The following is a 13,042-nucleotide window of genomic DNA, read 5'->3' on the forward strand; positions in this document are numbered from 1 at the left end:
GTCAAGAGAGGCCAAAAGAAAACGGCTTGCGACGACGATGTCGCAAGCCGTTTTTGCTTTGGAGACGGCGGTGCGCGATACGCGATGCGTTGCGCCGCATCGCTTGTCGCTCGACTGCCTGGCCGGTCAGCCGATCACGGATTCGTCAGCGTGAAGGTCGGCTTCCGGTAGCCGACGCCGGCGCGGTCGAGCTTCGGCAATTCGCGTTGCGTGAGCAGCGTCGCGAAGCCGGCCCAGTCGCGCTGCAGCGCGGCGATGTCGACGTGATGCGTGTCGCCGCGCTTGAAGCGCACGCCGGCCGCATACGGCAGCTCCCAGTCGGCCCGGTGCCACGCGCGCTCGGCGAGCGCGAGCAGTCGCGGATAGGTCATGTATTCGAGAAAGGTGTCGTTGCGCATCACCTCGCCCCAAGCCTGGCCCTGCATGCCTTCGATGCGCGGCGCGGGGCCCGTGCCCGTCACCTCGAACGGGTTGCCGTCGCGGTCGCCCATCACTTCGGCGTTCTGCGGCAGGTTCTCCGGCGCGAGCGAGAACACCTTGTACTCGTCGGTCGCGTGCGAGCCCCAGTAGTAGCCGCGCTCGCGCGGATTGAGCGTGTACGGGAAGTCGAAGTACAGGTAGTCGGGCAGCGCGAGCACCGTCTGGTAGCCCCTGCCGCTCAGGTCGCGCGCGCTGTCCGACGCGCCCCAGAAGATCGTGTCCCACAGCGACACCATCACGTGGCGCGTGCTGAAATCCTGCGGCCCGTTCGCATGCTTGATGCCGTCCTGCCACGCGGCCATCGTGCCGATCCCGCTCGCGTTGACCGCCGCGCTCACCTGTTTCGCGAAACGCGTCGGCAGCTCGTCGATCGACTTGATCTCGCCGCGCTGGAGCAGCGCCGTGCAAGCGGGCGAACGCGCCCACGGCTTGTCCTGCGCGGCCAGATCGATGCGCCCCTTGTTCGGGTCGGTGCCGTTCAGCGGCTGGAAGCCGCCGCCGAGGAAGATGTTCTTCGCTTCGTCGCCGCCGTAGTGCCAGGTCTGCAGCGGCGCCTGCGCGTCCGCGTGCATCGCCGCGATCTCGCGGATCACCTTCGACGCGAAGTTGAGCGCGCCCGGCACGCACGGGTTCAGGTCGCTGCGCCGGTCGTAGAACTGCACCGTCGTCAGGTTCGTCGTGTCCTGCGGGTCGAGCAGCCGGTATGCGTTCGCTTCCTGCTCGCGACCCGCCGCATGCAGCCGCCGGTAGCGCGCCTCCATCGTCACGACGGCCGCCCGCGCATGCGCGGGCATGTCGATCTCGGGAATGATCTGAACGAAGCGCGCGGCCGCGTAGCGCACGAGCGCCACGTAGTCGTCGCGCGTCAGGTAGCCGCCGCCCGAGCGATTGTCCGGCCCGGAGCCGAGCTGCGGCAGCAGGCAGCGCGTCTCGCTCGGGTCGTGGCAGCGGCGTCCCCCGATCTCGGTCAGCTCGGGCAGGCCGGGAATCTCGATGCGCCAGCCTTCGTCGTCGGACAGATGCAGGTGCAGGCGGTTGAGCTTGTACGCGCTCATCTGGTCGATCAGGCGGCGCAGCGTTGCCGGCTGCTTGAAGTTGCGCGCGAGGTCGACGTGCATCCCGCGATGCGTGAAGCGCGGCGCATCCTCGACGAGCATCGCCGGGATCGGGCCGCCGCCGGCCGGCGCGAGCGAGTAGAGCGTCTGCACGCCGTAGTAGAGGCCCGCGCGATCGTAGCCTTCGATCAGCACGCCGCGCGGCCCGATCGCGAGCCGGTAGCTGCCCGGTGTCGCGAGGTCGGCCGGCAGCCGGCGCGGCGCGACGAAGCCGCGTACCGGCACGCCTGCGCCGTCGAGTCCGAGGGTCGTCGCGCGCTCGCGCAGCGCCGCGACCTGTGCGTCAGGCAGGTCCGGCAGCGCGAGTTCGACGCCGCGCAGCTCGAGCGTGCCGGGCAGCGGCAGCTCGCGCTTCACGCTCGGCAGCGCGCGACCGGGATCGGGCCGCGCGGCCACGGGCGGCGCGTTGCCGGTCGAGTTGTTCTGCGCGTCGGCCGGCAGCGATTCGACGTAGCGCAGCTCGTTGTCGGTGTCGTCGTAGCGCAGCACGGCCGGCGGCGCGCCGTCGACGACGACGTACGGACGCGGAATCACGTCGCTGTAACGCAGCAGCCAGTATTCGGCGACGAACGGCAGCTCGATGCGCTCGCCGGGCGCGAGCCGCACCGAGCCTGGCTGCGGCGTCAGCTCGTACAGGTCGCCGGTGAGCCGCCGCAGCGCGAAGCCCGGCCGGTCGATCCGCAGCAGGCGGCGGATGCTGTGCAGGTAGAGCTTCCAGCCGCCGTCGGCGATCGCCGCATGGCCGCGGTTCTGCAGGATCAGGCGGCCGGTCGCGCAGGCGGCGCCATCGGCGCCGAGATCGGCGCACGGTACGCCGGCTGCGGCCGCGTGGTTGTTGTCGACGGCCACGCGCAACGCGAGGCCGTTCGACAGCAGCGTCGCGAGGCTGGCCGCCTGGGCGGCGGCCGCTTGCGCGGTGCCGGCGTTCGCGCCAGCGGCGGCCGACGCCGGCGCCGCGGAGATCGCCGCCGGCGACAGCACCGCGATCAGCAGGCCGGCAATGAGGGAGGGCAAGGTACGCTTCAATTCGAACTCCTGAGAAAAAGGGGGCGTAGCGGCGCCGTGACGCGACGTCGCTGCGATCGGGTCTTTCAGTGGAGCTGCGGGAGATACCAGCACGCGGAGCGATGCGGCTGCGCCGCGCGCATTCGGCACGCGGGCGCGTGCGTTACGGAACGGGAGGCGGGCATGCGTGCCGGTCGGCGCGGCGCGGCGGCGTGCGCGGAATCATCGGCGGCTCGCGGCGTTCGCTGCAGCGGCGAGACGGCCGCAATCGACGGCGCGCGGTTGGCCGCGCACGAGCGCGACGACGGCACGCGCCGTGGCACGCGGACGTCGACACGGCGCGCACGCGCACGCCACACACGGGATTCGCATGTCTCCCCCACCCAGAAGGAATCGGCCTGTCAGCGGCCGTGTCCAACGATCTTATGAAACCTTTTATTGGTATTCAAGTGGTATCAATCTGGCGCTAAATTGGCATCGCCGTGCGACGTCCCGCCGGCGCGGCCGTGACGAAAAAAAACCTCGCGCGAAGCGAGGTTCTTTCCGTTGTCGGACGGCGGCCGCGCGTATCGCGCGCGGTGCGTCACTGCGTCAGTCGCGGCGCGCACGCACCGGCGCTTCCTGCGGCTTCTGCCGCGCTTCGAGCCACATCGCGTTGACGATGCCGAACGACAGCGCGACGCCGATACCGAGAATCCAGCTGAAATACCACATGATCCGACTCCTTGCGAAACGGTGGGCGAGGGCGCCTGCGCGCCCCGGCCCGGTTCAGTGCGTCAATACATCGAGTGCTTGTTCTCTTCGAGCGTCTGGTGCGTGACCTTGCCGCGCATCACGCGATACACCCAGCTCGTGTAGAGCAGGATGATCGGCAGGAACACGATCACCGCGAACAGCATCACCTGCAGCGTCATGTGGCTCGACGTCGAATCCCACACGGTCAGGCTGCTGCGCGGGTCGAGCGACGACGGCATGATGAACGGGAACATCGAGAAGCCCGCGGTCAGGATCACGCCGACGATCATCAGGCCCGTGCAGAAGAACGCCGTCTTCTCCTGCTTCGAGCCGGCGAGCAGCAGCGCGAGCACGCCGCCCGCGATCCCGACGACGGGCGCCGCGATCATCCACGGATACTCGCCGTAGTTCGCGAGCCACAGGCCCGAACCGGCGGCGACGTCCTTGAGCAGCGGGTTCGCGACGGTGTCGGTCGGCGCGGCGTGGGTGATGTGGAAGCCGCCGATATACGAAGCGACGAGCACGCCGGCCAGCACGAACAGCACGACCGCGAGGAACGACGCGACGCGCAGCGCGATCGACGCACGGCGCGCGATCACGCCGTCGGTCTTCATCTTGATGAACGCGGCGCCGTGCGCGACGAGCATCGTGAGGCTGACGAGCCCGCACAGCAGCGCGAACGGGTTCAGCAGCGCCCAGAAGCCGCCGTAGTAGGTCACGCGCAGGTCGCTGTCGAACTTGAACGGCACGCCCTGCAGCAGGTTGCCGAACGCGACGCCGAACACCAGCGCCGGCACGAAGCCGCCGACGAACAGGCCCCAGTCCCAGCCCGCGCGCCAGCGCGGGTCGGGCCGCTTGCTGCGGTAGTCGAATCCCACCGGCCGGAAGAACAGCGCGAACAGCACGAGCAGCATCGCGAAGTAGAAGCCGGAGAACGACGCGGCGTAGACGAGCGGCCACGCGGCGAACATCGCACCGCCGGCCGTGATCAGCCACACCTGGTTGCCTTCCCACGTCGCGCCGACCGTGTTGACGATGATGCGGCGCTCCTCGTCGGTCTTGCCGAGGAACGGCAGCAGCGCGGTCGCGCCCATGTCGAAGCCGTCGGTGACGGCGAAGCCGATCAGCAGCACGCCGACGAGCAGCCACCAGATCAGCTTGAGAGTTGCATAGTCCATAGCGATTCCTTGTTCGGTTGCGAGGGCGTACTCAGACCGCGGCCCGCTCGCCGGCGGCGGCGAGTTCGTGGTGATAGCGGCCGGTATGCAGCGACGACGGGCCGAGGCGCGCGTACTTGAACATCAGCTTGATCTCGATGATGAACAGTACCGTGTAGAACGCGATGAAACCGGCGAGGCTCAGGTACAGGTCCGTCGACGTCAGGCTGGACGCGGACAGATGCGTCGGCAGGATGCCCGCGATCGTCCACGGCTGGCGGCCGAGCTCGGCGACGACCCAGCCGAATTCCGCGGCGAGCCACGGCAGCGGGATCGCCCACACCGCATAGCGCAGGAACCAGCGGCGGTTGTCCTGCAGCAACTGCCGGCGCGCGCAGAACCAGAACGCGGCGACGAAGGTCGCGAGGAACAGGAAGCCGAGGAACACCATGATCCGGAACGAGAAGAATACGGGTGCGACCGGCGGGATCGTCTTCTTCGCGGCGGCCTTGATCTGCTCGGGCGTCGCATCGACCACGTTCGGCGTGAACTGCTTGAGCATCAGTCCGTAGCCGAGATACTGCTTGTGCTGGTCGAACAGCGCGCGGGTCGCGTCGCTCGTGTCGCCTTCCTTGATCTTCTGCAAGGCGCCGTACGCGACCATCCCGCTCTGGATGTGTTCCTCGCTGTGCTTCGCGAGCTCGCGCAGGCCGATCACCGGCTCGTCGATCGAGCGCGTCGCGATCAGGCCGAGCGCGTACGGGATCTTGATCGCGTAGTCGGTGCGTTCTTCCTTCTGGTTCGGGATGCCGATCAGCGTGAACGATGCCGGCGCCGGCTGGGTTTCCCATTCCGATTCGATCGCGGCGAGCTTCATCTTCTGCACTTCGCCGGTCGTGTAGCCCGATTCGTCGCCGAGCACGATCACGCACAGCGTGGCCGCGAGGCCGAAGCCGGCCGCGACCGCGAACGAGCGCAGCGCGAAGTCGACGTCGCGCTTTTTCAGCAGGTACCACGACGAAATGCCGAGCACGAACATCGCGGCCGTCACGTAACCGGCCGACACGGTGTGCACGAACTTCACCTGCGCGACCGGGTTGAACAGCACGTCGAACAGGCTCGTCAGCTCCATGCGCATCGTCTGGTAGTTGAACTCGGCGCCGACCGGGTTGTTCATCCAGCCGTTCGCGACGAGGATCCACAGCGCGGACAGGTTCGAGCCCAGCGCGACGAGGAACGTGACGACCAGGTGCTTGACCTTCGACAGGCGGTTCCAGCCGAAGAAGAACAGGCCGACGAACGTGGATTCGAGGAAGAACGCCATCAGGCCTTCGACCGCGAGCGGCACGCCGAAGATGTCGCCGACGTAGTGCGAGTAGTACGACCAGTTCGTGCCGAACTGGAATTCGAGCGTGATGCCGGTCGTCACGCCCATCGCGAAGTTGATCCCGAACAGCTTGCCCCAGAACTGGGTCATGTCCTTGTAGACCTGTTTGCCGGTCATCACGTAGACGGCTTCCATGATGACGAGCAGCCAGGACAGGCCGAGCGTCAGCGGCACGAACAGGAAGTGGTAGAGCGCCGTGATGCCGAACTGCAGACGTGACAGATCGACGACTTCGCTACTTATCATGGTGGTCTCCCTCGGTAGATGCAGGCGCCGGCACCGAGAGCAGCTTCTCGGCCACGGCGGCAGGCGGCAACGACATGTGCTCGGCCTGCGGATGATTGAAGAATGCGTATTTGAGCGACATCAGGAGGATCAGCTTGACGATCAGCACCAGCGCGATGTCGCGGGCGAGGGTGGGGCCGCGTGCCCACGCGGCGATGCGCGCGCGCCAGCCGATCGTGCCGGCCGGCCGCGAAGGCTCTTTATTGATCGAGATCAAGGCGATTATCCTGAATCGATTGAGATCGGATTGGGGGCGACTTTACGTCGGATTGGTGACGGCCGTGAAGCTGTTTTAATCCTTTTGCGCCTGACATGCCAATTTTAAAAGGACGGCTTTCCGCTGCCGAGTGCTGCGCTGCGGCAGACCGTCGCGAAGCGTGGGGTAAAAATTGAGGTGGATCAAGGTTATGCGGAAGGGCGCTGCAAATGACGCAATATCCGATGAATCAGGTCAATTAATCGGCGTAGAAACGGCGTGTGAAACGCGTTGAAAAGCGGGTGAAAAGCAGCGGAAAAACGGACGAAAAAAAACCGCTGCCGGTCAGGCAGCGGTTTTCGACGAAGCGCTCTAAATTGCCGCGATTTACGCGTATTCGGCGAGCGCCGTGCGCATCTTTTTCATCGCGCTCGCTTCGATCTGGCGGATGCGTTCCGCCGACACGCCGAACTCGGCGGCGAGATCGTGCAGCGTCGAGCCGCCCGAGCCGTCGTCGTCGACGTGCAGCCAGCGCGCCTCGATGATGCGGCGGCTGCGTGCATCGAGCGCGTCGAGCGCCTGCGCGATGCCGTCCGTCTGCAGCATGTCGCGCTGACGCGCGGCGAGCACGGCGGTCGGCTCGTTGTGCGAGTCGGCCAGGTAGGCGATCGGCGCGTACGACTCCTCGCCGTCTTCCACCTGGCCTTCGAGCGCGATGTCGCCGCCCGACAGGCGCGTTTCCATCTCGGTGACTTCCTCGCGCTTGACGTTGAGCTCCTGCGCGAGGCCGTCGATTTCCTCGGGCGTCATCGCCTGCATGCTCTTCTTGTGGCTGCGCAGGTTGAAGAACAGCTTGCGCTGCGCCTTCGTCGTCGCGACCTTCACCATGCGCCAGTTGCGCAGGATGTACTCGTGGATCTCGGCCTTGATCCAGTGAATCGCATACGACACCAGGCGCACGTTTTGCGCCGGGTCGAATCGCTTCACGGCTTTCATCAGGCCGATGTTGCCTTCCTGGATCAGGTCGCCGTGCGGCAGGCCGTAGCCGAGATAGTTGCGCGCGATCGACACGACGAGACGCAGGTGCGACAGCACGAGGCGGCGCGCCGCGTCGAGGTTGTTGTCGTCGCGGAATTCGGTTGCGTAGCGGCGTTCCTCCTCGGCGGTCAGCAGCGGGATGCGGTTGACGGCCTGGATGTACGCGTCGATGTTGCCGAGCTGGCCGGGCAACATCGATTGGGCTGCGAGCGCCAGCGAGCCTGCCGATTCGGCCTTGGCCGGCGTCGGGCTCAGGGTGTTCGGGAGGGTCAGGGCGTTGCTCACTAAAAACTCCTTTGGAATCAGGGACAAACCCCCGGTCTCGAATGAGATTCCGTGGGTCATCTTAGCACTCCCGCAAGGTGAGTGCTAATTCCTTAGAGCGGGCGGGGGCATCGGAGTTCCCCATTTTTCTATCGAACCAGTCGAGCCGATAGTCTATTCTGCGACCAGGGTGGCGCCACGAAGTTCCGTAAGCCGTTGTTTCTGATGGGAATCAGTAGACGATTTCGATTTTTGTCGTTTTGGAAGGAAGCCATTTCGTTTCGTGATGCCGATCCGAAAAGTCCTTTACCATACCATTCAGTTCGCTCGGGCCCGGCCGTTGCGGCAGGCTCCATTCAACCCACAAAGTTGGAGTGTCAGATGAACAATAAGAAGAATCGCCGGCCCCGCAGCCGGCTGGTGCTGCATGCGATGCTGGCAGCGTCTCTTCTGGGCGGATCGGGTGCGGCTTTCGCGGATCGCTGGGGGATCCAGGCGGGCGGCGGGTTTTCGGATCGTCACGGGGTCGACAAGGCCGATATCGGCGTGGTGTGGGATCCGGGCTGGAACTGGTGGGAAGTCGGCGGCTGGCACTTCGCGTTCGTCGTCGAAGGGCACGCCGGCTACTGGCACACGGGCGGCAACGTCCACAGCAGCATCGGCGAGTTCGGCGTGACGCCGATGTTCCGCTTCATCAAGAGCAGCGGGCAGATTCGCCCGTTCATCGAGGCGGGCGGCGGCGTCCGGCTCCTGACGCACCCGACGATCTCGGACAATTTCTCGCTGTCGACCGCGTTCCAGTTCGCGCCGACGGGCGGCGTGGGCGTGCAGTTCGGCCAACGGCAACAGTATCAGGTCGGCTACCGTTTTGAACATGTGTCTAACGCGGGTATCAAAGAGCCGAATCCTGGTATAAATTTCCACCAGTTCTACCTGCAGTACAACTTCTGATCCGTACGCCCGTGCAAGGCGGGCGCGTTGCCGAGGAGTCAGGCGATGGCGAAGGTGGTCGATGCGATCCGCGCGCTCGAGCGCGACCGGTTCCGGGCGATGGTGGACGGCGACGGCGAGGCGCTCGACGCGCTGTTGTCGGACAAGGTGTTTTTCGTCCATACCAACGGCAAACGCGAAACCAAGCAGCAGTTCATCGACGCCATCGTCGCCGGCCGCCGCCGCTATCGCCAGATCGAAATCCAGTCGCAGGACGTGCTGCCGGTCGGCGACGAGACCTGCGTCGTCACGGGGCGCGCGTTGATCGAGATGGAAACCAACAACGGCGGCCTCGTGTTCCCGATTGCCTATACGTCCGTCCACACGCACGACCACGGTCGCTGGAGCCTGTTCGCGTGGCAGGCGACGCGGTGCGCGACCGAGGCGTGAGCGCGGGTAACGCGCCTTTTTCATGCCCCGACCGAAGCGGCCTTCTGAGCCGCTTTTTGTTGCCGCGTGCGGCGCGGATCGCGCGTCGCACGGGCGGTCACGCCCCGCTCGCTGACGTTTCAACCCTGCATCGAAGCCCCGCGTTCAGGCCGCCGCGCGGCGATCCGCGCAGTGCCATGCCGAGCGGTTGATCGCGCTGACGACCGCATCGAGCGCCGCACTCGCCGCATCGGCGTGCACGCCGACACCGTGCCGCAGCGGCGCGTCGCCGACCCGGCAGCCGACCGATACCGCGACCCGGCCGTCCGCCGTGCGCGTGGATTCGCACGACGCGATGTCGATCGTGGCGCCGGCGGCGCTCGCGAATGCCGCGGCGAAACGTCGCACGGCGTCGTCGGGCGTCGCGTCGGCGGCGGGCGCCAGCGCGATCTCGCGGTTTTGCCAGCGCGCGCCGATGCCGTGGCGCGCGGCCGGGCCGTCCGTCTCGAAGAATTCGCGCGCGAACAGCGCGCAGATCGTGTCGCCCGTCACTTCCTCGCCCGATGCGTCGGCGAGCGTCTGCACCGCATGGCTGAACTCGATCTGGACGCGGCGCGTCGGCGTGAAGCCCATCCCGCGTTCGAGCAGGAAGGTCGCGCCGCCCTTGCCGGATTGGCTGTTCACGCGGATCACCGCGTCGTAGCTGCGGCCGAGATCCGCCGGGTCGATCGGCAGGTACGGCACTTCCCAGATCGCATCGGGGCGCTGCTGCGCGAAGCCCTTGCGGATCGCGTCCTGGTGCGAGCCGGAAAACGCGGTGAACACGAGGTCGCCCGCGTACGGATGGCGCGGATGCACGGGAATCTGGTTGCAGCGTTCGACGACGCGGCGCACGGCGTCGATGTCGGAGAAGTCGAGGCCCGGGTCGATGCCTTGCGTGTAGAGGTTCAGCGCGAGCGTGACGAGATCGACGTTGCCGGTGCGCTCGCCGTTGCCGAACAGGCAGCCTTCGATGCGGTCGGCGCCCGCGAGCAGCGCGAGTTCGGCCGCCGCGACCGCGGTGCCGCGATCGTTGTGCGGATGCACGGACAGCACGATGCTGTCGCGATACGCGAGGTTGCGGTCCATCCATTCGATCTGGTCGGCGAACACGTTCGGGGTTGCGGCCTCGACGGTGGCCGGCAGGTTGACGATCATCTTGTGGTCGCGGGTCGGGCGCCACGTCTGCGCGACCGCGTCGCAGATCTCGCGCGCGAACGTCAGCTCGGTCATGCTGAAGGTTTCCGGCGAGTACTGGAAGGTCCAGTGCGTCTCCGGGCGCGCGGCCGCGTGTGCCTTGATGATGCGCGTGCCGTCGATCGCGAGCGCCTTCACCTCGTTCTTCGACATGCCGAACACGATGCGGCGGAACGACGGGCAGACCGCGTTGTACAGGTGCATGATCGCGCGCGGCACGCCTTCGAGCGCATCGAACGTACGGGCGATCAGGTCTTCGCGCGACTGCACGAGCACCTCGATCGTCACGTCGTCGGGAATCCGCTTGTCGTCGATCAGCTTGCGGACGAAATCGAAGTCGGTTTGCGACGCCGACGGAAAACCGACTTCGATCTCCTTGAACCCGATGGCGACCAGCATTTCGAAGAACTCGAGCTTCTGCTCGATGCTCATCGGCTCGATCAGCGACTGGTTGCCGTCGCGCAGGTCGGTGCTCATCCACACGGGCGCACGCTCGATGGTGCGGGCCGGCCAGCGGCGGCCATTGAGGCGAACGGGCTCGAACGGACGGTACTTGTCTTGCGGATTGCGCATCATCTTCTGGACCTCGGGTCTCAAGTCGCGAGCGAAGACGGGGCGGCATGGGCGACGGTTGGCGCTGCCTCGCATCCCGGCGCACGATGGCGCCGCGGATGCGGATGATCTTCGCGAATCGGCCGACGGATAGACGGACGAAGGCTGACGACTTCGGGTTGTAAAAACTGCGAGAGGGGTACTGCGAGGAACTGCTGGGAGGACCGTGCGAACAGCACACGGCGCTACGACAGCCTTAGGCTAGTCGTAGCGATAGCGGCCGCGCTAGGCGGCCGGAGGTAATTCGGAGGGTGTTCGGAAGGGAACGCATGACGGCCACTCTATGCCAGGATGCGCTCGCGTGTCAAATGTCGGGATAAAGGGGCAGGTCGTCAGCGCGCGATGCGGGCGATCTGCACGATCGTCGCGACCTGGCGCGCCACGGTGTCGGGCACCGGCACCTCGCCGCGCAGCACGGCGTCCGTCCACGCGGCCGTGGTCGCCGCATCGCGCGACTCGGGCAGCGCGACGGGCGGTGCGTCGGTCGACGAACGCTCGGCCTCGATCAGCGTGTCGCACACGCCGTCATGCAGCCAGTCGACCTGCACCTGGCGCCGCGTGTCGGCCACCGCTTCGCCTTCGGTGCCGCGCGCGAGCAGCGCGCCGCCGAGCGCGGCGTCCGGATGATCGCGGAACAGCTGCGCGAGGCTGTCACGGTACGGCGGGTGCGTGTAGTTGACGAGCCGCAGGCCGGCCGGCGCGAACGGCTGCAGGATCTTCACGAGCGTATGCGTCGAGTTGCGCACGCCGAGCACGCTGCGCATCGACAGCAGGTGCGCGATGCGCGGCGCCAGCACGTCGATCGGCGCGAACGCGACGCGGCGTTCGGCGAGCGTGTCCTCGATCGCATCGTGCGACGTCGACGGCGGGAGCGACAGCGCCGAGAAGATCTCGGCGCTCGTCACGCGGCCCGGATCCTGCTCGACCCCATGCACGAGCACCGGCACGCCTTCGCGCGCGAGCAGCAGCGCGAGCAGCGGCACGAGGTTCGGTTGCTTGCGCGCGCCGTTGTAGCTCGGAATCGACACCGGGCGGAACGCGGCGTCCTGCACGTGCACCGGCTCGAACGACGCCTGCGCGGCGGCGAGCATCGCGGCCAGTTCGTCGGCGGATTCGCCCTTCAGCCGATAGGCGATCAGGATCGCGCCGAGTTCGACGTCCGACACGCGCGCATCGAGCATCGCGCGATAGAGCGTGAACGTGTCCTCGGCGGACAGGGCGCGCGCGCCGTGCGGGCCGCGGCCGATTTCCTTGATGAAGCGGGCGCAAGGGAACGGAGCGGCGGCGGGATCGTGGGAAGCGGTCATCGGAACGTGGGGCGGGCGGCCGGCATCGGGCCGCGCGGTGAGCGGTGAGGAATGTCCCGAGTATCGCACGGGCGCGGGCGCGCATCGTGCCGCGCTACACTCTGGTTCCCGGCGGCGCGCGCACCGGCTGCGCCGCGCCCGTGCCGCTGCCGACCGAATACGACTACGAGAGACATCCCATGAAGCTCTACAGCTATTTCCGCAGTTCCGCGTCGTACCGCGTGCGGATCGCCCTGAACCTCAAGCAGTTGCCGTTCGACTATGCGCCCGTGCACATGCTGCGCGATGGCGGCGAGCAACTGAAGGACGCGTACCGCGCGCTGAATCCGGATGCGGTCGTGCCGACGCTGATCGATGGCGACGCGACGCTGCAGCAGTCGCTCGCGATCATCGAATATCTCGACGAAACCCATCCCGAGCCCGCGCTCCTGCCGAAGCAGCCGGTCGATCGTGCGTACGTGCGCGCGGTCGCGCTGCAGATCGCGTGCGAAATCCACCCGCTCAACAACCTGCGCGTGCTCAAGTACCTGAAGCACACGCTGAAGGTGCCCGAGGACGCAAAGAACGCGTGGTACCGGCACTGGATCGAGGCGGGCTTCGAAACGCTCGAGGCGCGTCTCGCGAACGACCCGCGCACCGGCAAGCTGTGCTTCGGCGACACGCCGACGCTCGCCGACGTGTGCCTCGTGCCGCAGGTGTTCAACGCGAACCGCTTCTCGATCGACACGACGCGCTTCCCGACGATCCAGCGGATCGTCGACCATGCGGCGACGATCGACGCGTTCAAGGCCGCCGAGCCGGGCGCGCAGCCCGACGCGGAATGAGCGCGGCGCCCGTGGCGAGCATGATCGGACGCGCATGAAAAA

Annotated in this window: 11 protein-coding genes; 3 read left to right on the forward strand and 8 right to left on the reverse strand. The window is 66.9% G+C overall.

Annotation, left to right across the window (positions count from 1 at the left end; translation table 11 throughout):
- Positions 1-134: 134 nt before the first annotated feature.
- The 6 genes from H0X95_RS30265 to rpoH all read right to left on the reverse strand — a co-directional run bounded on the left by H0X95_RS30265 (position 135) and on the right by rpoH (position 7,683).
- Complete coding sequence (locus H0X95_RS30265; RefSeq protein ID WP_059721059.1) at positions 135-2,621, reverse strand: family 20 glycosylhydrolase; 2,487 nt, start codon at positions 2,619-2,621, stop codon at positions 135-137.
- Between the two features lie 570 nt (positions 2,622-3,191).
- A complete protein-coding gene (gene cydX / locus H0X95_RS30270) occupies positions 3,192-3,314 on the reverse strand; it encodes a cytochrome bd-I oxidase subunit CydX (protein ID WP_006483737.1) in 123 nt (40 codons plus the stop codon).
- Positions 3,315-3,376: 62 nt separating this feature from the next.
- The gene (cydB, locus tag H0X95_RS30275) at positions 3,377-4,513 is read right to left on the reverse strand and encodes a cytochrome d ubiquinol oxidase subunit II (RefSeq protein ID WP_006483746.1); all 1,137 of its coding nucleotides are present in this window, start codon (positions 4,511-4,513) and stop codon (positions 3,377-3,379) included.
- 31 nt (positions 4,514-4,544) lie between these two features.
- A complete protein-coding gene (locus H0X95_RS30280) occupies positions 4,545-6,125 on the reverse strand; it encodes a cytochrome ubiquinol oxidase subunit I (RefSeq protein WP_006483728.1) in 1,581 nt (526 codons plus the stop codon).
- Complete coding sequence (gene cydP, locus H0X95_RS30285; protein WP_369718778.1) at positions 6,115-6,387, reverse strand: cytochrome oxidase putative small subunit CydP; 273 nt, start codon at positions 6,385-6,387, stop codon at positions 6,115-6,117. Before cydP ends, H0X95_RS30280 begins: the two co-directional genes overlap by 11 nt.
- A 360-nt stretch (positions 6,388-6,747) precedes the next feature.
- Positions 6,748-7,683 carry an RNA polymerase sigma factor RpoH gene (gene rpoH / locus H0X95_RS30290; protein ID WP_006483735.1) on the reverse strand — a complete coding sequence of 312 codons (936 nt, stop codon included), beginning with the start codon at positions 7,681-7,683 and terminating at the stop codon, positions 6,748-6,750.
- A gap of 360 nt (positions 7,684-8,043) precedes the next feature.
- Between rpoH and pagL the strand changes: the two genes are divergently transcribed.
- Entirely contained in the window at positions 8,044-8,613 is a 570-nt protein-coding gene (gene pagL / locus H0X95_RS30295) for a lipid A 3-O-deacylase PagL (protein WP_006483740.1), read from the forward strand.
- Between the two features lie 45 nt (positions 8,614-8,658).
- On the forward strand, positions 8,659-9,042 hold the full coding sequence (locus H0X95_RS30300) for a nuclear transport factor 2 family protein (RefSeq protein ID WP_006483747.1): 384 nt from the start codon (positions 8,659-8,661) through the stop codon (positions 9,040-9,042).
- A 144-nt stretch (positions 9,043-9,186) separates the two neighbouring features.
- Here H0X95_RS30300 and leuA read toward each other — a convergent pair whose 3' ends face one another.
- A complete protein-coding gene (gene leuA, locus H0X95_RS30305; RefSeq protein ID WP_059721057.1) occupies positions 9,187-10,833 on the reverse strand; it encodes a 2-isopropylmalate synthase in 1,647 nt (548 codons plus the stop codon).
- Between the two features lie 368 nt (positions 10,834-11,201).
- On the reverse strand, positions 11,202-12,176 hold the full coding sequence (gene ybiB, locus H0X95_RS30310) for a DNA-binding protein YbiB (RefSeq protein ID WP_059721056.1): 975 nt from the start codon (positions 12,174-12,176) through the stop codon (positions 11,202-11,204).
- Positions 12,177-12,355: 179 nt separating this feature from the next.
- On the opposite strand from ybiB, the gene maiA reads away from it, so the two are divergent.
- Entirely contained in the window at positions 12,356-13,000 is a 645-nt protein-coding gene (gene maiA, locus H0X95_RS30315; protein WP_006499022.1) for a maleylacetoacetate isomerase, read from the forward strand.
- Positions 13,001-13,042 lie beyond the last annotated feature (42 nt).

Source organism: Burkholderia sp. 9779_493, assembly GCF_015712215.1.
In the GTDB taxonomy this organism is placed as follows: Bacteria; Pseudomonadota; Gammaproteobacteria; order Burkholderiales; family Burkholderiaceae; genus Burkholderia; species Burkholderia cenocepacia.